This window comes from Nonomuraea sp. K271, assembly GCF_009908215.1.
Taxonomy (GTDB): Bacteria; Actinomycetota; Actinomycetes; order Streptosporangiales; family Streptosporangiaceae; genus Nonomuraea; species Nonomuraea longispora.
The window spans coordinates 1-20,834 of the sequence record NZ_JAAAHR010000138.1 but is presented as its reverse complement, the minus strand read 5'-3'; the positions used below and the strand labels follow the sequence as shown (position 1 = coordinate 20,834).

The 20,834-nt window shown below is 71.3% G+C and carries 19 protein-coding genes; 14 read left to right on the top strand and 5 right to left on the bottom strand.

Annotated features, from left to right (window positions below; all coding sequences use genetic code 11):
* Positions 1–7 precede the first annotated feature (7 nt).
* On the bottom strand, positions 8–937 hold the full coding sequence (locus GUY59_RS34740) for an acyl-ACP desaturase (protein WP_138205047.1): 930 nt from the start codon (positions 935–937) through the stop codon (positions 8–10).
* Between the two features lie 77 nt (positions 938–1,014).
* On the opposite strand from GUY59_RS34740, the gene GUY59_RS34735 reads away from it, so the two are divergent.
* Positions 1,015–1,464 carry an NUDIX hydrolase gene (locus GUY59_RS34735; protein WP_138205049.1) on the top strand — a complete coding sequence of 150 codons (450 nt, stop codon included), beginning with the start codon at positions 1,015–1,017 and terminating at the stop codon, positions 1,462–1,464.
* A 22-nt stretch (positions 1,465–1,486) separates the two neighbouring features.
* Here GUY59_RS34735 and GUY59_RS34730 read toward each other — a convergent pair whose 3' ends face one another.
* The 3 genes from GUY59_RS34730 to GUY59_RS34720 form a co-directional block, all read right to left on the bottom strand.
* Positions 1,487–1,888 carry a hypothetical protein gene (locus tag GUY59_RS34730; protein ID WP_132338385.1) on the bottom strand — a complete coding sequence of 134 codons (402 nt, stop codon included), beginning with the start codon at positions 1,886–1,888 and terminating at the stop codon, positions 1,487–1,489.
* Between the two features lie 123 nt (positions 1,889–2,011).
* Positions 2,012–2,635 (bottom strand): hypothetical protein, encoded by a 624-nt coding sequence (locus GUY59_RS34725; RefSeq protein ID WP_138205051.1) that lies wholly within the window; start codon positions 2,633–2,635, stop codon positions 2,012–2,014.
* Between the two features lie 43 nt (positions 2,636–2,678).
* Positions 2,679–3,458, bottom strand: a complete 780-nt coding sequence (locus tag GUY59_RS34720; protein WP_132338389.1) for an HAD-IIA family hydrolase — start codon at positions 3,456–3,458, stop codon at positions 2,679–2,681.
* Positions 3,459–3,569: 111 nt separating this feature from the next.
* On the opposite strand from GUY59_RS34720, the gene GUY59_RS34715 reads away from it, so the two are divergent.
* From GUY59_RS34715 to GUY59_RS34680, 8 genes are all read left to right on the top strand, one after another.
* A complete protein-coding gene (locus GUY59_RS34715; RefSeq protein WP_138205053.1) occupies positions 3,570–4,763 on the top strand; it encodes a M20 metallopeptidase family protein in 1,194 nt (397 codons plus the stop codon).
* A 1-nt stretch (position 4,764) separates the two neighbouring features.
* Positions 4,765–5,733 (top strand): zinc-dependent alcohol dehydrogenase family protein, encoded by a 969-nt coding sequence (locus GUY59_RS34710; protein ID WP_212746275.1) that lies wholly within the window; start codon positions 4,765–4,767, stop codon positions 5,731–5,733.
* A 162-nt stretch (positions 5,734–5,895) separates the two neighbouring features.
* Entirely contained in the window at positions 5,896–7,716 is a 1,821-nt protein-coding gene (locus GUY59_RS34705; protein ID WP_171055525.1) for an ABC transporter substrate-binding protein, read from the top strand.
* An 11-nt stretch (positions 7,717–7,727) separates the two neighbouring features.
* Positions 7,728–8,738: an ABC transporter permease gene (locus tag GUY59_RS34700; protein WP_138205055.1), complete on the top strand. Its 1,011-nt coding sequence runs from the start codon at positions 7,728–7,730 to the stop codon at positions 8,736–8,738.
* The gene (locus GUY59_RS34695; RefSeq protein WP_132338397.1) at positions 8,735–9,634 is read left to right on the top strand and encodes an ABC transporter permease; all 900 of its coding nucleotides are present in this window, start codon (positions 8,735–8,737) and stop codon (positions 9,632–9,634) included. Before GUY59_RS34700 ends, GUY59_RS34695 begins: the two co-directional genes overlap by 4 nt.
* A gap of 2 nt (positions 9,635–9,636) precedes the next feature.
* Positions 9,637–10,635 carry an ABC transporter ATP-binding protein gene (locus GUY59_RS34690; RefSeq protein ID WP_252375120.1) on the top strand — a complete coding sequence of 333 codons (999 nt, stop codon included), beginning with the start codon at positions 9,637–9,639 and terminating at the stop codon, positions 10,633–10,635.
* Positions 10,632–11,642 carry an ABC transporter ATP-binding protein gene (locus tag GUY59_RS34685; RefSeq protein ID WP_138205057.1) on the top strand — a complete coding sequence of 337 codons (1,011 nt, stop codon included), beginning with the start codon at positions 10,632–10,634 and terminating at the stop codon, positions 11,640–11,642. Before GUY59_RS34690 ends, GUY59_RS34685 begins: the two co-directional genes overlap by 4 nt.
* Positions 11,642–12,517, top strand: a complete 876-nt coding sequence (locus GUY59_RS34680; RefSeq protein WP_138205073.1) for a GNAT family N-acetyltransferase — start codon at positions 11,642–11,644, stop codon at positions 12,515–12,517. The genes GUY59_RS34685 and GUY59_RS34680 overlap by 1 nt, the downstream gene beginning before the upstream one ends.
* 68 nt (positions 12,518–12,585) lie before the next feature.
* Here the strand turns inward: GUY59_RS34680 and GUY59_RS34675 are convergent, their stop codons facing one another.
* Complete coding sequence (locus GUY59_RS34675; protein ID WP_138205059.1) at positions 12,586–13,713, bottom strand: exo-beta-N-acetylmuramidase NamZ family protein; 1,128 nt, start codon at positions 13,711–13,713, stop codon at positions 12,586–12,588.
* A gap of 57 nt (positions 13,714–13,770) precedes the next feature.
* Between GUY59_RS34675 and murQ the strand changes: the two genes are divergently transcribed.
* The 5 genes from murQ to GUY59_RS34650 form a co-directional block, all read left to right on the top strand.
* Positions 13,771–14,670, top strand: coding sequence for an N-acetylmuramic acid 6-phosphate etherase (gene murQ / locus GUY59_RS34670; RefSeq protein ID WP_138205061.1), 900 nt, complete (start codon positions 13,771–13,773; stop codon positions 14,668–14,670).
* Positions 14,671–14,702: 32 nt separating this feature from the next.
* Complete coding sequence (locus tag GUY59_RS34665; protein ID WP_252375121.1) at positions 14,703–15,761, top strand: serine hydrolase domain-containing protein; 1,059 nt, start codon at positions 14,703–14,705, stop codon at positions 15,759–15,761.
* A 195-nt stretch (positions 15,762–15,956) separates the two neighbouring features.
* Positions 15,957–17,258, top strand: coding sequence for an MFS transporter (locus tag GUY59_RS34660; protein ID WP_161714845.1), 1,302 nt, complete (start codon positions 15,957–15,959; stop codon positions 17,256–17,258).
* A gap of 2 nt (positions 17,259–17,260) precedes the next feature.
* On the top strand, positions 17,261–17,464 hold the full coding sequence (locus tag GUY59_RS34655; RefSeq protein WP_132341522.1) for an MbtH family protein: 204 nt from the start codon (positions 17,261–17,263) through the stop codon (positions 17,462–17,464).
* 2 nt (positions 17,465–17,466) lie between these two features.
* A partial coding sequence (locus GUY59_RS34650; protein WP_161714844.1) for a condensation domain-containing protein occupies positions 17,467–20,834 on the top strand: 3,368 nt, incomplete at its 3' end.

Below are 20,834 nucleotides of genomic sequence, written 5' to 3'. Positions count from 1 at the left end.
GCGGGGGTCACTGACGAGCGGCGGCGCGGGCGCGGCGCTCCTCCCGGCGTTCGACGAACCGGGCGGCGGTCGCGTCGGTCTTCTCCAGGTACGCCGAGAGTTCTTCGCGGGCCCGCTCACCCTCGGCGTCCAGCCCGGTCTTGTCGAACACGGCCCACTGCCGCAGCACCGGCATGAGCACGTCGTCGAGGTGGAGGCGCAGGTCGTAGATGCCCTCGTGGGCGATGATCATGGCCTTGCGGGCGAAGCCCTCCATGCCCGTGCCCGGCATCTGGAATGTCGTGACGACGTCGGTGACCGAGCGCATGGTCTGGTTGGGGTCGAGCTCGAAGGCGGCCTTGAGCAGGTTGCGGTAGAAGAGCATGTGCAGGTTCTCGTCCGCGGCGATCCTGGCGAGCAGCCGTTCGCAGCCCTCGTCGCCGGAGGCCCTGCCGGTGTTGCGGTGCGAGATGCGGGTGGCCAGCTCCTGGAAGGAGACGTACGCGAGCTGCTGGAGCATGGTGCCGTACTCGGTGGCGAAGCCGTGCTCCATGTGACGCATCCTGGCCCGCTCGAGCGCGACGGGGTCGACGGCGCGGGTCACGGTGAGGTAGTCGCGCAGCGCGGTGCCGTGGCGGTCCTCCTCGGCGGTCCACCGGTGCACCCAGGTGCCCCACGCGCCGTCTCGGCCGAACGTGGTGGCGATCTCGTGGTGGTAGCTCGGCAGGTTGTCCTCGGTGAGAAGGTTGACGATGAGCGAGACGCGGGCCGCCTCAGGGATCTTGGAGTCGCTCTCCTGCCACGCCTCGCCCCCGTAGATGCCATCGAAGTCGCGGCCTTCGCTCCACGGGATGTACTCGTGCGGGAACCACTCTTTGGCCATCTTCTCGTGGCGGTCGAGCTCTCCCGCGACCACGGGCTCGAGCTCGTGCAGCAGCTCCGTCTGAGTCATCGCCATAAGGGATCTTCTCCTTCAGGTTACGGTACCGTAGGTTAGGCTACCCGAAGGACATACCGGCCAAATAGGGTGGGCGTATGCGACCGAGTGTCCGGGGTGTCCTTCTCGACGACGACGAGCGTCTGGTGCTCTTCCGGCGCACCGTGCCGGGCCGCGACATCTACTGGTCGGTGCCGGGCGGCCACGTCGAGCCGGAGGACGGCTCGCTGGTCGGCACGTTGCGCCGCGAACTGCTGGAGGAGCTCGGCGCCACGGTCTTCGGCGTGACACCGCTGATCACCGTGTCGTACGCCTGGAAGGACGCGGTCAAGACGCAGCACGTCTTCGGCTGCCGGCTGGCGTCGATGGACCCCGAGCTGCGGCACGGCCCGGAGTTCGAGGATCCGTCACGCGGGGTGTACGAGGTGGTGCGGGTGCCGCTGGACCGAACGGAGATCACCACGCGCCACCTGGTGCCCGAAGCCGTGGCGGACTACCTGTCGTCCGCCATCACCCACCTGCCCCGGCTCATCGGTCAGGACGCCTGACCGGCGGCGGGCGCCGCAGGCCTCAGCCGTTCTCCCGCTTCAGCAGGCGGTCGAGTTTGACGCCCAGATCGGTCATCTCGGCCCGCAGGGAGCTGAACTTCTCCTCCAGCTCCGGCCGGGCGGCCTCGCGCTCGCCCCCTGCGGGAGAGGACGGCCAGGCTTTCACCTCCCGCCGGATGGCCGCGACCTCCGTTTCGACGGCCGCGAACTGCTCGACCATCTCGACCCTGCCGTCCGCGAGCGCGGACCGCACCGCCGCGACCTCCGTCAGCAGGCTCCTGGTCCGGTCGTCGATCTCGCGCAGGAGCTCGGCCTGGCGGTCGGGCGGCCTGCCGCTCCCGGCCGCCACGATCCCGTGCCGGACGCCCGACTCAAGCTCTTCGACACGGAGTTTCAGCTCGAGAATCTCCGCCCGCATGTCCACGCACGCCCGCCTCTGCCATGACCGGATGGGAACCGCGGCCGCCCGCGCCGGCGGCCTCGCTCCTGTCATCATATGGTCGCAGCGCGTGAGTATGCCGGGGGTTCACCGTAACGGCCGGGCGGCTCAGCACCGGTCCTCGATCTCCCAGAGGTGGTCGATGACGTGCCAGGCGATGCGGCGCAGCGCGTAGCGGGGCGGCCATCCCGTCGTCAGGGGCGGCTCCCACGGGCGCGACAACACCTCCGCCAGTTCGTCGCGCATCGCGTCGCGCTCGCCACGCGACCGGTACGGCCGGTGCCGCACGCCCACCTTCCTGGCGAAGGCGCGCTCGGCGTTCTCCACGTGATCGACGATCTTCGTGAGGTCGCGTCCGCCTCCCCTGGGACCCTTGCGCAGGTCCTCCGGCGAGGCGGCGGCGGTCTCGCCGAACAGGTCCCAGGCCGCCCGCAGCAGGGCGACGCCGCGCTCCGCCTCGGGACCCGGCAGCGGTTCGTGGTCCAGATCCGGGACCGCGTACGGCACCCCGAAGTCGGTCATGTCGCTGCCCGGCACGCGCGCCACCACCACGGGATCGCCCGGCGCGAACTCCAGCCCGGCCCGCGCGGCCACCACGCGGTAGCGGGGCGCGTAGCCGGCGAGCCGGTCGAGCGCCGCCTCCTCGCCCTTGGCGATCCGGCACCAGCCGGGCCAGTCGAGCGAACAGGCGAACACCTTCTTCGGGCCTGTCTCCAGATAAATGGGGGTCATGACGAGTGAGCCTGCCAGGTGGACCTGTCAGCGGGCGTCAGGTTCAGATGCGGTCGATGAGGTCGGCCACCGAGTCGACCACGAGGGACGGGCGGTAGGGGAAACGCTCGACCTCGTCGCGCGTGGTGACACCGGTGAGGACGAGGATCGTGTAGAGCCCCGCCTCCATGCCGCACACGATGTCGGTGTCCATGCGGTCGCCGATCATCGCGGTGGTCTCGCTGTGCCCGCCGATCGCGTTGAGGGCGCTGCGCATCATGCGGGGATTGGGCTTGCCGACGAAGTAGGGGTCGACGCCCGTGGCCTTGGTGATCATGGCGGCGACGGCGCCGCAGGCCGGCAGGGAACCTTCGGTGGAGGGGCCGATCGCGTCGGGGTTGGTGGCGATGAAGCGCGCGCCGCCCTCGATGAGGCGGATGGCGCGGGTGATCTGGGTGAAGCTGTAGGTGCGGGTCTCGCCGAGCACGACGTAGTCGGGGTCGAGGTCGGTGAGCACGTAGCCCACCTCGTGCAGCGCCGTCGTCAGGCCGGCCTCGCCGATCACGTACGCCGAACCGCCCGCCCGCTGGTCGTCGAGGAACTCCGCGGTGGCCACGGCGGAGGTCCAGATGGAGTCGGGGGGCACGTCGAGGCCGGCGGCGCTCAGCCGCACGGACAGGTCGCGCGCCGTGTAGATCGAGTTGTTGGTCAGCACCCGGAAGGGTTTGCCGGACTCGCTGAGCCGTTTGATGAATTCGTCCGCACCGGGGATCGGCCGCCCCTCGTGGACGAGGACGCCGTCCATGTCGGACAACCAGAAGTCGATCCGTTTACGCTCGGTCACCGCCCCATCCTACCGAGCGCGCCTCGGCGGCCCTCGGCGCCACATAGGCGGATGAACCGCCGCCAGCATGGCTGATTGGACGTGGAGGCACGGACATGAACAATGGGCCTCATGTCGTTCACTGAGTCCGCGCAGGACATGCGGGATGAAATCGTTCAGCTCAGGCACTCGCTGCACACCACTCCGGAGATCGGTCTCCACTTGCCCCGCACCCAGGAGAAAGTGCTGGCGGCTCTGGACGGGCTGCCTCTGGAGATCAAGACGGGCACGGCGCTGAGCTCCATGACCGCTGTGCTGAGGGGCGGTCGGCCGGGTCCCGCCGTACTGCTGCGCGGCGACATGGACGCGCTTCCCGTGACGGAGAAGAACGACCTGCCGTACGTCTCCCGGCTGGCGGGGCAGATGCACGCGTGCGGGCACGATCTGCACACCGCGATGCTGGTGGGAGCGGCGCGGCTGCTGAGCGCGCGGCGTGACGAGCTGACCGGCGACGTCGTCTTCATGTTCCAGCCGGGAGAGGAGGGCCACGACGGCGCCAAGCACATGATCGCCGAGGGCGTGCTCGACGCCGCGGGCTCCCGCCCGGTGGCGGCCTACGGCATGCACGTGGTCTCCTCGATGTTGCCGCTCGGGTTGTTCGCCTCCAGGCCGGGGCCGATCCTGGCGGCGGCGGACATGTTCTCCGTGACGATCAGGGGGCGGGGCGGCCACGGCTCCACCCCGCACCGCTCGCTCGACCCGATCCAGGCGGGCTGCGAGATGGTCACGGCGCTGCAGACGATGGTGACGAGGACGTTCGACGTGTTCGACCCCGTGGTCGTGACGGTGGGCAGCTTCCACGGCGGCACGGCCGACAACATCATCCCCGACGACGCCCGTTTCGACGCGACGGTGCGCACGTTCAGCAAGGAGAACCGGACGCTGGTCAAGCGGCGGCTGGTGGAGGTCGTGGAGAACATCGCGGCGGCCCACGGAATGAAGGCCGAGGTCTCGTTCGGCATGGGCTACCCGGTGACGGTGAACGACGAGAGCGAGGCGGACTTCCTGGGCAGGACCGCCGACGAGCTGTTCGGGCCAGGGCGCTACTTCGTCTCCCCGCAGCCGGTGATGGGCTCGGAGGACTTCTCGCACGTGCTGGACGCCGTGCCCGGCGCGTTCGTCTTCCTGGGGGCGTGCCCGCCCGGCCGCGACCCGGCCACGGCCCCCTACAACCACGCCCCCGAGGCGGTCTTCGACGACTCGGTGCTGCCGGACGGGGCCGCGCTCTACGCCGCCCTCGCCCACCAGCGGCTCGCCAGGGGCTGACGTGCGCGCCTGGGTGGTGGACCGGCCGGGGCCGATGGCGTCGGGGCCGCTGGAGCTCGTCGAGCGGGAGGTGCCGCGGCCGGGGCCCGGTGAGGTGCTGGTGCGGGTGGAGGCGTGCGGCGTGTGCCGTACGGACCTGCATCTGGCGGAGGGCGACCTGGCGCCGCGGCGGCCCCGCACCACCCCGGGCCACCAGGCGGTCGGCCGGGTCGTCGGCACGGACCAGCGGGTCGGGGTCGCCTGGCTCCGCTCCACCTGCGGGACGTGCCGTTACTGCGTCAGGGGGATGGAGAACCTCTGCCCACGCTCCGCCTACACCGGGTGGGACGCCGACGGCGGGTTCGCCGACTATCTCGTCGCGCCGTCCGCCTACGTCTATCCCCTGCCCGGCGAGCCGCCCGCCGAGTGGCTGGCGCCGTTGTTGTGCGCGGGCATCATCGGCTACCGGGCGCTGGCCCGCGCCGACCTGCCGCAGGGCGGGCGGCTGGGCATCTACGGATTCGGCGCCTCGGCCCACCTGACCGCGCAGGCCGCCATCGCGCAGGGGGCGACGGTGCACGCCGTCAGCAGGTCTCCGGCCGCCCGTGAGCTGGCGCTGGAGCTGGGAGCGGCCTCGGCAACAAACGACCGGCCGCCGGAGCCGCTGGACTCGGCCATCCTGTTCGCGCCGGTGGGCACGCTGGTGCCGCCGGCGCTGGAGGCGCTCGACAGGGGCGGGACGCTGGCCGTCGCCGGGATCCACCTGACCGACGTGCCGCCGCTGAACTACGAGCGGCACCTGTTCGAGGAGCGGACCCTGCGCAGCGTGACGGCCAACACCAGGGCGGACGGGCGGGCCTATCTGGAGCTCGCGCTGGCCCACCGGCCGCGGGTGACGACGACGCCCTATCCCTTGGAGGAGGCCGCTCGGGCGCTGACCGATCTGGCGAACGACCAGGTCAACGGGGCTGCCGTCTTGGTAATGAACTGACGTTTTACTTGACGGTGCTTAGCTCCACTTCGCACACTGATGAAGGAAAGTTACATTAGCCTCACAACATCTGGAGATTATTGACGCCGGTCTGACGCGATCGTAGTGTCCGGTCAACTCCTGCAGATCCCTCAACAGGCTCGACATCCTCCGGAGCGGCAAATGAAGCGACTGGCAGCGGTAGTGGCGTTGCTGGGCCTTGCCACCGCGACTGCGGCGTGCAGTGGTGGCACCACCGACAAGTCAGGCGGCTCGGGCGGTGGTGGCGGGCTCTTCACCACGATCGACGTCAACAGGCCGGGCCTCGACGCGAGCGCGCCCGCCAACCCGTGGCACCCGAAGGGTAACTCCTTCCTGGGCTACAACGCGATGAAGCTGGGCTGGGTCAAGAACCACGTGACCGACCCCAACCAGTTCTACCCCGCCATCGCGGAGAAGTGGGAGATCGCGGAGGACAACTCCTCGATCACCATGCACCTGCAGCCGAACGCCAAGTGGTCCGACGGCAAGCCGGTGACGGCCGAGGACGTCAAGCTCTCGATCGGCATCGCCTACACGCAGGGCAGCACCGCGTTCGCGATCACGCCCGGCGCGGCCGGCGCGGCGGCCGACGTGGAGGTCGTCGACGACAAGACCGTCAAGGTCACCCAGGACATGTCGAACCCGAGCTCGAAGTTCGCCCGGGGTGTCCTCGACAGCATCATCGTGCCCGCGCACGTGTGGAACAGCGTGCTGCCCGCCGACTTCTGGGAGAAGCTGAAGACGTCGAGGGAAACCGGCGACGCCGCGGAGAAGGCGCGCGAGGAGATCCTCGCCGTCGGCCAGAAGGTGCTCGCCTTCAAGCCGCCGAACGACGTCTCCGCCGGCCCGTTCACGCTGGAGCGGGTCAATCCCGGCGAGGCGCTGCTGGTGAAGAACAAGAGCTTCTTCAACGCCGCCAACGTCGCGCCCGACCAGGTGAAGTTCCTCAACTTCAGCGGCAACGAGCAGATCTGGAACTACCTGACCGCCGGCAAGCTCGACCAGTCCGGCTTCGTCGCCGCCCCGACCGACGTGATGAACCGCATCAAGCAGACCCCGGGCTCCCACCTGATCAAGGGCTTCTCGCCGGTGGCCGTCGGCATGGCGTTCAACCAGTCGAAGAAGCCGTACGACAACGTGCACGTGCGGCGCGGCCTGGCCTACCTCATCGACCGCCAGCAGGTCACCAAGGTGGCCTCGCCCGAGGGCGGCACGGCGGCCGTGACCACCTCCGGCATGCACCAGAAGCCCGCCCAGGAGTGGATCGGCTCGGAGCTGTCGAGCCTGGAGCCGTACGCCCACGACGTGGCCAAGGCCGAGACGGAGTTCAAGGAAGCCGGCCTGCAGAAGAAGAACGGCAAGTGGGCGCTGGCCGACGGGTCGCCGTGGAAGGTGACCATGCACGCGCCCTCCGGCTTCTCCGACTGGATCTCCGCGCAGGAGAACATCAAGAGCCAGCTCATCGAGAACGGCGTGGACGCCGAGGTCGTCACCGTCGCCGACTACCCGATCTATCTCGAGGAGATCGCGGCCGGCAAGTACGACGTCGGCTTCTGGCTGATGGCGCTCGGCCCGGCGCCGTACGACATCTACCAGCGCCTCTACGGCGCCTCCAACGGCTGGACCAACGTCGCGGGCAAGGTCAAGCACAGCGCCCCCGGCAAGGGCGGCAACTGGATGGGCAGCTCCGAGGAGATCGACGTCGAAGGCGTCGGCAAGATCAACCCGGGTGAGCTGACCGAGAAGCTGAACGCGGCCTCCGCCGAGGAGGCCAAGCCGATCATGTCGCAGCTCGCCAAGGCCGCCAACCAGGACCTTCCCGCCATCCAGCTCTGGGACTACGTGAACACGCAGTTCACCAACACCAGCCGCTTCACCGGCTGGCCCGAGCAGGACAGCGACCTGCTGCGCCTGCCGGCCGGGGTCTGGATCCAGCTCGGCCTGGTCAAGAAGAAGCAGTAGAGAAAGAGCCTATGACGGTCATCGCACGCCGACTCGCGGGCCATCTGGCCCGCGGGATCGTCATGATCCTGGTCGTCGCCACGATCAGTTTCTTCATCGTCAGGAGCATTCCCGGTGACCCTGTCGCCGCGAACGTGCAGAAGCTGATCGAACAGGGCATGGCGCCCGAGGCGGCCGAACAGGCGACCCGCGTGCTGTACGGGTTCCAGCCCTCGGGCTCGCTCTGGCAGCAGTACACCGACTACATGGCGGGCCTGCTCACCTTCGACCTGGGGCAGTCCGTCACCCACGCCGGCGCCCCGGTCACCCAGGTGCTCGGCGAGGCGGCCAAGTGGACCGTGCTCCCGGTGCTGGCCGGCACGCTGCTGAGCTTCCTCGTCGGCATCATCCTGGGCGTCTACGCGGCCATCAAGCGCACGGGCAAGCTCGGCGACATCCTCGCCATCTCGGGATCGCTGCTGCACGGCGTGCCGCAGTACGTGCTGGGGCTGCTGCTCAGCGCGATCTTCGCCACGCTCATCCCGATCCTGCCCGCCGACGGGCCCGTGGACATCCTGTTCGAGCCCGGGTTCAACGCCGGCTACATCGGCTCGCTCGCCGAGCACGCGGTGCTGCCGGTGCTGACGTACGCGCTGGCCGCCTACGGCGGGTGGATCCTGGCGATGAAGTCGAGCGTGGTGACCGTGCTGGGCGACGACTTCATCCTGGCCGCCGAGCTGCGCGGGATGAAGCGTTCGATCATCTTCAGGTACATCGCGCGCAACGCGATCCTGCCGCTGTTCACGATCCTCGCGCTGTCGCTGGGGCTGCTGCTCGGCGGCGCGGTGTTCATCGAGCGCATCTTCAACTACCCGGGCCTCGGCCTGCTGCTGCTCGACAGCATCACCATGCGCGACTACGCGCTGATGAGCGGGGCGTTCCTGCTGATCACGGCGGCCATCATCGTGGCCAACATTCTCGCGGACCTGTTCTACAGCGTGATCGACCCGCGGGTCCGCGGCGGGGAGGAGGTCGGCGCATGAGTGTGCTGCTGGAGAGCACGGCGACGAGCGCCGCCATGCGGCGCAACTTCTGGTCCGGCGTGTGGCGCGTGATGAAGCGCAAGCCCAGCCGCCTCGTGGGCGTCGTGCTGATGGCCGGGTTCGTGTTCATGGGCCTGTTCGGGCCGCTGTTCTACGGCGACCCACTGCCCCGCGACCCCTCCATGCTCACCAGGCCGCCGAGCTGGCAGCACTGGCTGGGCACCGACGACCAGGGCAGGGACGTGATCGCCCTGGTGGTCACCGGCTCCCGGTACGTGCTGCTGGCCGCCCTCGTCACCGCCGTCATCACGGTCGTGCTGGGCACCGCCATCGGCCTGTTCTCCGGCTTCAAGCGGGGCCGCTGGGACACCGTGCTCATGCGGCTCACCGACATGAAGCTGACCATTCCCGGCCTGCCGCTGCTGCTGGTGCTGTCCACGGTGTGGAAGTTCAACAGCGCCGTGCAGATGGGCCTGGTGCTGGGGCTGCTCAGCTGGGGCGGCGTGGCGCGGGCCGTGCGGGCGCAGACCCTGTCGCTGCGCGAGCGCGGCTTCATCGAGGCGGCGCGCGGGCTCGGGCTGTCCACCACGCACATCGTGGGCAAGGAACTGCTGCCGAGCATGGCCCCGTACATCGCGATGAACATGCTCATCGCCATCACCGGCGGCGTCTACTCCCAGGTCGGGCTCTTCTTCCTGGGCGTGCTGCCGTACGAGTCGAACAACTGGGGCCAGATGCTCAACACGGCCGTGTTCCGCTCGGGGGCGCTGACGGTGCCGAGCGCGCTCGGATTCCTGCTCGGGCCGCTGCTGGCGATCCTGCTGCTGACGCTGGCCATCGTGCTGGTGGTCGACGCCATGGACGAGATCTTCAACCCCCGGCTGCGCGAGGAGTGACCGTGACGAAGACCGCGCCGGGAGTGCGCATCGACGGCCTCACGGTCGTCTACAAGACGCCCGCGGGCGAGCTGCCCGCGGTCAGGGACGTGGACCTGACGCTGGAGCCAGGCACGATCACCGGCATCGTGGGCGAGTCCGGCTCGGGCAAGTCCACGCTCGCGCTGTCGCTGCTGAACGCGGTGCAGCCGCCCGGCCGGATCTCGGCCGGCAGCGTCGAGATCGACGGGCTCGGCGACGTGGTCGGCCTGCGGAACGAGCAGCTGCGCAAGGCGCGCGGCAAGCACATCGGCTACGTCTTCCAGGCCGCCCAGAACTCACTCAACCCGCTCAAGACCGTCGGCAAGCAGCTGCTCGACCTGGGCCGCTCGCACGGCGTGGAGGACCTGCGCGCTTTGGTGCGCGAGGCCAAGGAGCTGCTCGGCCGGATGGGGCTGGACGGCGCCCGGGTGCTCGACTCGCACCAGCACGAGCTGTCCGGCGGCATGCGCCAGCGGGTCGGCATCATGCTCGCGCTGGTGCTCAACGCGCACCTGGTCGTGCTGGACGAGCCGACGACCGCGCTCGACATGATCACCCAGGCGAACATCCTGAAGATCGTCCGTGAGGTGCACGCGGAGCGCGGCCTGACGACGCTCGTCATCACGCACGACATCGGCGTGGTGGCCGAGGTCGCCGACCGGCTGGCCGTCATGTACGGCGGGCGGCTGGTGGAGCAGGGCCCGACCAGGGAGGTGCTGGGCGCGCCGCGCCACCCCTACACCAAGGGCCTGATCAGGGCCATCCCCCGGCTCGTCGGCGACATCGACGAGGCCCAGGCGCTGCCGGGACGGCCGCCGACGCTGGCCACGGTGCCGGCCGAGGGCTGCGTGTTCAGGGAGCGCTGTCCGCTGCGCATGGACGTGTGCGACACCGTCGACCCGGACGTCCGCGCCGACACCGGGGCCGACGGGCCCAGGGCGGTGGCCTGCCACGCCGTGACCGTGAAGGAGCACGCATGATCACCGGGACCGGCATCGTCAAGACGTTCAGGCAGCGGGGCAAGGTGCTCGGCGCCCGCGAGGTGCAGGCGCTGCGCGGCGTCGACTTCGCGATCCCGAAGGGCGGCGCGGCCTCGTTCATCGGCGAGTCCGGATGCGGCAAGACGACGCTGGGGCGGATCATCGCGGGGCTGGAGACGTACGACGCGGGCGACGTCGTGATCGGCGACGTGCCGATGTCGCCGATCAAGCCCAAGCAGCGCCAGCCGCACTTCCGCAAGATCCAGATGATCCACCAGGACCCCTACTCCGCGCTCAACCCGACCAGGACCGTGCACCAGACGCTGCACGCGCCGCTCAGCCTGCGGGCCAGGCAGACCGGGCGGTCCAGGTCGTGGATGGAGGAGCGGGCGGCCGAGGTGCTGTCGATGGTGGGGCTGGATCCCGGCTCGGTGTTGTCGCGCTACCCGCACCAGCTGTCCGGCGGCATGCGGCAGCGGGTCGTCATCGCCCGCGCGCTGACCGTCGACCCCGAGATGCTCGTCGCGGACGAGGCCGTCTCGATGATCGACGTGTCGCTGCGGCTGGGCATCCTGGCGCTGCTGAAGGACCTGCGCGAGCGGCTGGGGGTGAGCGTGCTGTTCATCACGCACGACGTCGCCACCGCCCGCTACATCGGCGACGACGGCGAGCTGTACGTCATCTACCGCGGCCAGGTCGTCGAACGCGGCCCGGTGGACACGGTCATCGCCGACCCGGTGCACCCGTACACGCAGTCGCTGTTGTCGGCCATCCCGGTGCTGCACGGCCTGGAGCTGCCGGCCGAGCAGCCGGTGGAGCCGCTGGAGTCGCTGGACGAGAGCCAGTCCGACGAGGGCTGCCTGTTCGCCCGCCGCTGCCCGTTCCGCGGCGAGCGGTGCGCGAGCGAGCGCCCGCTGCTGCAGGTGACCGAGGGCGTGCCGCAGGAGCACGCGTGCTTCTACCCCGAACGACGCAGCGTGATCGCCCGTCCGATGAGCGAGGTGTGATGGCCCACACCGTACGGGCCGCCCAGTGGTCCAACGGTTCGTCCGGCGGTCTCGCCGAGGCGGCCGAGGCCGCCACCGCGGCGCTGACGCTGGACACCGCGGAGGCCGCGGCCCTGATCGGCTATCTGTCGCGGCCTCCCGCCGGGCGCACGTGGACGGCGCTGACCACGGACGGCGGGGTGGTGATGGCGTCGATGTCGGCCACGGACCTGGCGGGGCACATCGATTTGCTGGCCGTGCACCCCTCCGCGCAGGGCCAGGGGCGCGGGCGGGCGCTGGTGCGGGCCGCCGAGGAGTGGCTGGCCGGGCAGGGCGCCCGGCAGGTGCGCTTCTCCGGCAACACGCCGTGCTACGCCTGGCCGGGCATCGACGTGCGCTACACCGCCGCCGCCAGCCTCGCCGAGCGCCTCGGGTACGAGAACTACTCCGTCGCCTGGAACATGACCGCCGACCTGAGCGTGGACCTGTCCGTCGAGGACGACCTCGAACGGCTGGCGCGGCAGGGCGTGCGCGTGCGCGCGGCCGGCGACGACCGCGAGCGGGTCACGGCGTTCGTGCGCGAGCACTTCAACGACTCGTGGGCCTGGGAGGCGGAGCACGCCGCCGAGGTGCACTACGGCGAGCGTGACGGGCAGGTCCTGGGCTTCGCCGCCTGGGGGGCGCGGCCCACGTGGTTCGGGCCCACGGGCACCGCGCCGGACGCGCGCGGCCTGGGCCTCGGGCGGGTGCTGCTGCGCAGATGCCTGGCCGACCAGCGTGCCGCCGGGCAGGCCACAGCCCAGATCGGGTGGGTCGGGCCGTTGCGGTTCTACTCGCGCGCCGTCGGCGCGCGGGCGGAACGCGTCTTCTGGCTCTACCGGCGCGATCTGGCGTGATGGCCCGCGTCCGTGCACATGTCGACACCCGCAGGGGGCCGCTGGACGCGGCCCCCGCAGGCGCGCGATCAGCCCTGCGCGGCGCCGCCGTAGAGCAGTGGGCCCTCGGGACGGGCCGGGGGCGGGCACAGAGCGCGGGGGTCCTCGCCGGCCTCCAGGGCGCGGGTCAGCGTGCCGGAGCCCCACAGGTGGTCCATGAACAGGTCGGGGCCCCACCAGCGCAGGTCTTCCGGGTAGAGCGTGCGGGCCACGTGCAACATCGACAGGCCCGTCAGCACCGGCCGGAACGTTTCCGGGTCGTGCACGTGGAGCTGGACGCCGCGTACGGGCGTGCCGGCGTGCTTGTGGAACGTCGGCGTGAACCACGTCTCGCGGAAGCGCACCCCCGGAAGTCCCAGCCCGGCCAGCGCGGGAGCGAAGCGCCCGTCCACGTACGGCGCCCCGACCAGCTCGAACGGCCTGGTGGTGCCGCGCCCCTCGGAGAAGTTGGTGCCCTCGAAGAGGCCGGTGCCCGGGTAGACGAGCGCGGTGTCCACGGTCGGCATGTTGACCGACGGCATCACCCAGGGCAGCCCGGTCTCCGCGTACGTCATGCCGCGCCGCCAGCCCTCCATCCCGATCACGTGCAGGTCCAGGTCGAACCCGAAGAGCACGGCCAGCTCCCCCACGGTCCTGCCGTGCCGTACGGGAAGCGGGAACCGGCCCACGAAGCTGGCGAACGCCGGGTCGAGCAGCGGGCCCTCCTCCACGGTGCCGCCGAGCGGGTTGGGCCGGTCCAGCACGACGAACCGCAGACCCAGCCGGGCGGCGGACTCCATGAGGTCGTACATGGTCCAGACGTAGGTGTAGAAGCGGGCGCCCACGTCGGCGATGTCGAAGACCAGGGTGTCCACCCCGGAGGCGGCGACGACGCGGCCCAGCGCCTCGCCCGAGAGCTTGTGGGTGTCGTACACCGGCAGCCCGGTCCTCTCGTCCACCGTGTCGCCCTCGCTGCCCGCCGCCTGGGCGGTGCCGCGCATGCCGTGCTCGGGGCCGAACATGGCGGTCAGGCCGGCGCCGGCGGCCATGAGCGCGTCGGGGGTGGGGGTCAGGTCGGGAAGGGTTCCGGTGGGGTTCGTGATCAGGCCGAGGCGGGTTCCCCCTGCGAGCGAGGGGGTCGTGGCCAGCCGTTCTGCTCCGGTACGTACGTGCGTCATGAACCCATTGTCTGAAAGATATTTACAAGAGAGAAGTAAAGGGTGGAAATTAGCGTCATGATTGATCCGCTACCCGAGCTGTCCACCGAGCAGAGCGACCCCCGCTACAGCCAGATCGACCGGCTGCCCACCGAGGAGATCGCCCGACTGATGAACCAGGCCGACACGGCCGTGCCCGCCGCCGTGGCCGCGGTCGTCCCGGCCATCTCGGCCGCCATCGACGCCATCGCGGCGCGGATGGCCGAGGGCGGCCGGCTGCTGTACGTCGGCGCGGGGACCTCGGGGCGGCTGGCGGTGCTCGACGCCAGCGAGTGCCCGCCCACGTTCGGCACCGACCCTTCGCTCGTGCAGGGGATCATCGCCGGCGGGCCCGATGCGCTGACCCGGTCGGTAGAAGGTGCGGAGGACGACGCGGAGGCCGGGGCCGCCGCCATGAAGGACCTGGAGGTGGGGCCGCTGGACTCGGTGCTGGGCGTCTCCGCCAGCGGCAGGGCCCCTTTCGTGCTGGGCGCGCTGGCTGAGGCGGCCGGGCGCGGCGCGCTCACCGCCGCCCTGTCGTGCAACACGGGCGCGCCGCTGTCGGCCGCCGCCGAGCATGCGATCGAGGTGGTCGTGGGGCCCGAGGTGGTGACCGGCTCGACCCGGCTCAAGGCCGGGACGGCGCAGAAACTCGTGCTGAACATGATCTCCACGATCGCCATGGTGCGGCTCGGCCGCACGTACGGCAACGAGATGATCGAGATGTCGGCGATGAACAGCAAGCTCGCCGGCCGGGCGCTGCGCATGGTCAGGGACATCACCGGAGCCGACCAGGAGACGGCCGTGGCGGCGCTGGACGCGGCCGACGGCCAGGCGAAGATCGCGGTGCTGATGATCCAGCACGGGCTCGACGCCGAGGCGGCCCGCGCGCTGCTGGAGTCGCACGGCGAGCGCCTCAGCGACGCGCTGAGCGGCTGACGCCATCACACCACGACGGGGATGAGGGGACGGTGTTGAACACCCGGCTGGACGCCATCCTGGCGGACGCGGTGCCGCGCGTGTGCTCCGCGGCGGTCACGCTGATCGCCGTGAACGGCTCGGTCGCCGCCGCCTCGGTGGCTGGCGAGCTCGTACGGTACGCCGGCGCGGACGGAACGCCTGCCGCGCAACGTCCGCCCGCACGGCGCGACTCGATCTTCGACCTGGCCTCGATCAGCAAGTTGTTCACCACGGCCGTGCTGCTCAGGCTGGCCGAGGAGGGCCGGCTGGACCTGGACGAGCCCGTCACGCGGCACGTCCCCGCGAGCGACGGGCGGATCACCCCGCGCCATCTGCTCACCCACACGGCGGGCCTGCCGGCGACCCGCCGCATCGACCTGGAGCTGCCGGACGCGGACGCGGCCACGCGGATGGCCGCGATGCTGGAGACGCCGGTCGTCCACCCGGTCGGCGGCCCTTACCTCTACAGCGACGTCGGCATGGTCATGGCGGGCCGCATCGCCGAGGTGGCCGGCGCAGCGCCGCTGGACGTGCTGGTCCGCACGCGGGTCACCGAGGTGCTCGGCCTGGCCGACACCGGTTACCGTCCCGCGTCGCCCGCGCGGGTGGCGGCGACCGAGTGGAAACCCGAACGCCCTGGGCCCGGTTGTGTACGCGGCGAGGTGCACGACGAGACCGCCTACGCGCTGGGCGGGGTGGCGGGGCACGCCGGAGTGTTCGCCACGGCCGGGGACCTGCTCGCCTTCGGCGAGGCGCTGCGGCGCGGCGGCGGCCCGATGCTGAGCGGGGAGAGCGTCGCCGAGATGACGCGCGACCAGGGCGCTGAGGGCGCTCCCTTCCGGCACGGGCTGGGGGTGCGGCTCGGCGATCCGTCCGTCGTGGGGCCGCTGGACGGCGCGTACGGGCATTCCGGCTTCACCGGCACCTCGCTCGTCGTCGACCCCGCTCGCCGGCTCACCGTGGTGCTGCTGACGAACGCCGTGCACCCGGTGCGCGGCCGCGACGGCATCGGCGAATTGCGCCACGCGGTCGCCGCCGAAGCGCTCCGCGCGGCTGACCTCGACCTTTGACAGGACGTAATTACGACACCACATAGTGCGTATTGCCCCGCCCATAATGGTGTGTGAAGGTACTGATGAGGCGGCTGTGAACGGTAGGCCACCTCAGGGTTCCTTTCATCAGAAGGGCCTCGGGCACACATGGGTGGACCTCCATCGTCCCAACAACCGTCGCAACAGAACCGATTTATCCATCGATTTTCTGGGATGGGTAGATTCAGCCTGGTTTGGGGTGGCCAGGTCGTCACCCTCGTCGGAAATTCCGTTCTCCGTTTCTCCCTGGTCATCCAGGCGTGGACGGTCGACCACCAGGTCACCCAGGTCGTGGCGCTGTCGCTGTGCGCGCTGCTGCCCCAGATGTTGCTGAGCCCCACCGCGGGCGCCATCGTCGACCGTTTCCGCAAGCGCACCGCCCTGCAACTGGCCGACCTCGGCGGGCTCGTGGCCGTCGCCGCCATGACGGCCGTCTACTTCCTCGGCGACCTGCACCTGTGGCAGGTCTACGTCACGGTCGCGATGCTCGGGGCCGCCGCCGCCTTCCAGTTTCCCGCCCTGTCGTCGGCCGTGCCGCTGCTGGTCGGCAAGGAGCAGCTGCAGCGGGCCAACGGCCTGCTCGCCACCGCCAAGAGCGTGGCCGACGTGGGAGGACCCGCGCTGGCCGGGCTGCTCGTGGTGACTGGCGGGCTCGGCGTGGTGCTCTGGATCGACCTGCTGAGCTTCGCCGTCGCATTGCTCACCGTACGCCTGGTGCGCATGGACGGCGACCAGCCCGGCGAGGCGGGGACGCGCAAACGCCTCGGCGCCGACTCGCTGGAAGGGCTGCGCTACCTGTTCGCCCATCCCAGCCTGCGCGGGCTCATCTCGGTGTTCTTCACGGTCAACCTGGTGATGGTCTTCGGGTTCGCCGTGGTGCAGCCGATGATCCTGGCCAGGACCGGCAGCGACGTCTCCGCGCTGGCCAGCGTGAACGCCGGCATCGGCGCCGGCGGCATCGCGGGCGGGCTGCTTCTGGCCGCCTGGGGCGGGCCGAAGAACCGGGTGCTCGGCATGATGCTCGGCGTCGTCGGCATGTGCGTCAGCGCGCAGATCGTCACGGCCATGGCGCATGGCGTCGTCGCCTGGACCGCGGCCATGCTCGTCGGCGCGATGATCATGCCGATCGTCAACGGCTCGATGCAGTCGATCATCCAGACCAAGGTGCCGAAGGACCGGCAGGGACGGGTGTTCGGCGCCGTCATGTTCGTCTCGCAGATCTCCTCGCCCGTGGCGATGGCCTTCTCCGGGCCGCTCGCCGACCAGGTCTTCGAACCGCAGGCGGCGGCCGGCACCGGCCTGGCCGGGCTGCTGCGGCCCCTGGTCGGGACCGGCCCCGGCAGCGGCATGGCGGCGATGTTGTTCATCGCCGGCCTGCTCGGGGCGGCAGCCGCCCTGTGGGGGCTGGCCCGCCGTGCCGTACGCCACATCGACGTGCTGACCCCCGACCTCGAGAAGCAACCCGCGGGAGGCTGACCATGACCACCAACCCCTTCGAGGACGAGAACGGCTCCTACCTGGTGCTGGTGAACGACGAGAACCAGCACTCGCTCTGGCCGGCCGGCATCGACGTGCCCGCGGGCTGGCGGGTGGCGCTGGAGGAGAGCCCGCGGGCCGCGTGCCTGTCCTACATCGAGACGCACTGGACGGACATGCGCCCGGCGAGCCTCACCCGGTCCTGACGATGGGCGTGACGAACGGGGCCGCAGGCGGTGTGCACGAAGTCTTCGCGCGGCAGGCGGCGCGCACGCCCGGCAGGACGGCGCTCATCTGCGAGGGCGAACGGCTGACCTACGCGGAGCTGGACGCGCGCGCCTCGGCGCTCGCCGCGCGGCTCTCCGCGGACCCGGGTGCGGTGGCGGGCCGCCTGGTGGGGGTGCGCATGGAACGCGACGCCGAGTTCGTCGTCGCGCTCCTCGCCGTGCTGCAGGCCGGGGCCGGATACCTCGTGCTCGACCCGGGCTTCCCCGAGGAACGGCTGCGCGCCGTCGTGTCCGACGCGGGCGCCGCCGCCGTCCTCACCGCGGAGGGGATCGAACGCCTGCCGTACGACGCCCGCCACGACGGGGTCGCCTGCGTCATGTACACCTCCGGCTCCACCGGCAGGCCCAAGGGCGTCGCCGCCCCGCACCGGGCGATCGTGGCCACGGTGACGGGCCAGGACTACGTGCCGTTCGACGCCGTGTGGCTGCAGTGCTCCCCCGTGTCGTGGGACGCCTTCGCCCTGGAGCTGTGGGGGCCGCTGCTGTCCGGCGGCACCTGCGTGCTGCATCCGGGGCAGCGGCCCGACCCGATGGTGATGGCCCGGCTGGCCGCCGAGCACGGCGTCACCTGCATGTACCTGTCGAGCAGCCTGTTCAACGTGATCGTGGACGAGTACCCCGGCGCGCTCGCCGGCGTACGGCACCTGATCGTCGGCGGGGAGGCCCCGTCGCCCGCGCACGTCGGGCGCGCCCTCGACCGCCATCCCGGGCTGCGGGTCAGCAACGGCTACGGGCCCGTCGAAAACATGATCTTCATGACCACGCACCCGATCACCGCCTGCGACGGGCCCGTGCCCATCGGCGCGCCCCTGCGCGGCAAGCGGGTGCACGTCCTGGACGCGCGGCTGCGGCCGGTGGCCGACGGGGAGGTCGGCGAGCTGTACGCCGCCGGGGAAGGGCTCGCCCTGGGCTATCTCGGGCAGCCAGGGGCGACGGCCGAGCGGTTCGTGGCCGACCCGTTCGGCGCGCCGGGCGAGCGCATGTACCGCACGGGCGACCTCGTACGGCGCCGCGCGGGCAGGCTGGAGTTCGCCGGGCGGGCCGACGAGCAGGTCAAGATCCGCGGGTTCCGGATCGAGCCGGACGAGGTGGCCTCCGTGCTGGCCGCCCACCCGGCGGCCGGTCAGGTGCGCGTGGTGGCCAGGAAGGACACGCCCGGCGAGCGGCGGCTGGTCGCGTACGTGGTGCCGCGCCCCGGGCACACGGTGGACGGCGAGGCGCTGCGGGCCCACGCGTCGGCCGCGCTGCCGTCGTTCATGGTGCCGTCGGCGTTCGTGGTCCTGGAGGCGTTGCCGCTGACCGCGACCGGCAAGCTGGACCGGGCGGCCCTTCCCGCGCCCTCGTACGAGCCGGCCGGCTCCTCCGGGGCGCCGCGCAACGAGGTGGAGCGGCGGCTGTGCGAGCTGTTCTCCGACGTCCTCCGCGTGCCGGACGTGGGGGTGGACGACGACTTCTTCGCCATGGGCGGCGACTCGCTGACCGTGGCCAGGCTCCTCAGCAGGATCCATGCCGAGCTGGGCGTGGAGGTGGGCGTCCGGGCTTTGTTCGAAGGGCCGACGGTGGCCGCGGTCGCCGCCCTCGTCCCGGCCCCGCGTCCCGCTCCGGCGCCCGTCGCCGGCCCTCCTGACGGCCCCGCGGGCGGTGTGCCCGCCGGCGGGGCGCTGTCGTTCGCGCAGCGCCGCCTGTGGTTCCTCGACCAGATCGACGCGGGCGTGGCCTACAACATGCCCATGCTGGTACAGCTCAGCGGCCCCGTGGACGTGGCGGCCCTGCGCGGGGCGCTGGAGGACGTGGTGGCCCGGCACGAACCGCTGCGCACGATCTTCACCGTCCACGACGGGGACCCCGCCCAGAGGGTGCTGCCGCCGGAGCAGGCCAAACCCGGGTTCGAAGCCGTCGACGTGGCGCGGGACGAACTGGACGCGCGGGTGTCCGAGGCGGCGAGGCACCGCTTCGACCTGGGCGCGGAGCTGCCTATCCATTCCGTGTTGTTCACGACCGGGCCGGACGAGCACGCGCTGCTGCTGGTCATGCACCACATCGCCACCGACGGGTGGTCGTTGCCGCCGTTCATGCGCGACCTGTCACAGGCCTACCGGGCGCGGCTCGCCGGCCGGCCCGCCGAACTGCCTCCCCTGCCCGTCCGGTACGCCGACCACGCGATGCGGCACCATACGCGGGTGGACGCGCTGCCCGCCGCCGAGCTGCGCTACTGGCGCAGGACGCTGGCGGGCATGCCCGAGCCGCTCCCGCTGCCGCGCAGGCCGCAGACCCGCGAGCAGGGGACATGGAGGGCGGAGACGGCGGGCGCCGCGGGCACGGTGCTCAGGCAGGTCGGCCCCGGCCTGCACCGGCGGCTGGTGGAACTGGGCAGGGAACGCGGTGCCACGCTCTTCATGGTGTTGCAGGCGGGACTGGCCGTGGTGCTCGAACGGGCGGGCGCGGGCACCGACCTGCCCATCGGGGCACCGGTCGCCGGGCGGTCCGGCGACGAGGTGGACGACCTCGTCGGGTTCTTCGTCAACCTGCTCGTCCTGCGTACCGACCTCACCGGTGATCCGTCCGCCGGCGAACTGGTGTCGCGCGTGCGGGAGACGGATCTGGAGGCGTTCTCGCACCAGGAGGTGCCGTTCGAGCGGGTCGTGCAGGAGCTCGCCCCGGCACGGCGTCCCGGGCGGCATCCCCTCGTCGACGTGGTGCTGGCGCTGCAGAACAACGCGCGGGCCGAGCTGTCGCTGCCGGGCGTCGAGTCGCGGGTCGAGGTGGTCAGGACCGGAGCGGCCCGGTTCGAGCTGCTGGTCGACGTGACCGACGACTACGGACCCGGCGGGAGGCCTGACGGGATCGCCGTGACCGTGGAGTACCGCCTGGACGCCTTCTCCGAGCCGGTGATGGAGTGGCTGGCGGACGCGCTGGTGCGGGCCCTGGAGGCCATGGCCGCCGACCCCGGCGCACCGGTGTCCGCCATCGACCTGCCCCTTGTACCCGAACCGTCCGTCCCTCCCCCGCCGGCCCCGGCCGTACGCGACCCGGTGACGGACGGTGGGCGGGCGCCGCGTACCGAGGTGGAGCGGCGGATCGCGGCGGTCTGGGCGGACGTGCTCGGCGTCGCTCGGGTCGGGCGCGACGACGGGTTCTTCGCGCTCGGCGGCAACTCGCTGCAGGCCGTACGGGTCGCCGCCCGCCTCGCGGCGCAGGGTCTGCCCGCCACCGCGAGCCACCTCTTCAACGCCCCGACCGTGGCCGAACTGGCCTCCGAACTGGCCTCCGAACTGGCCGCCCCCGGAGC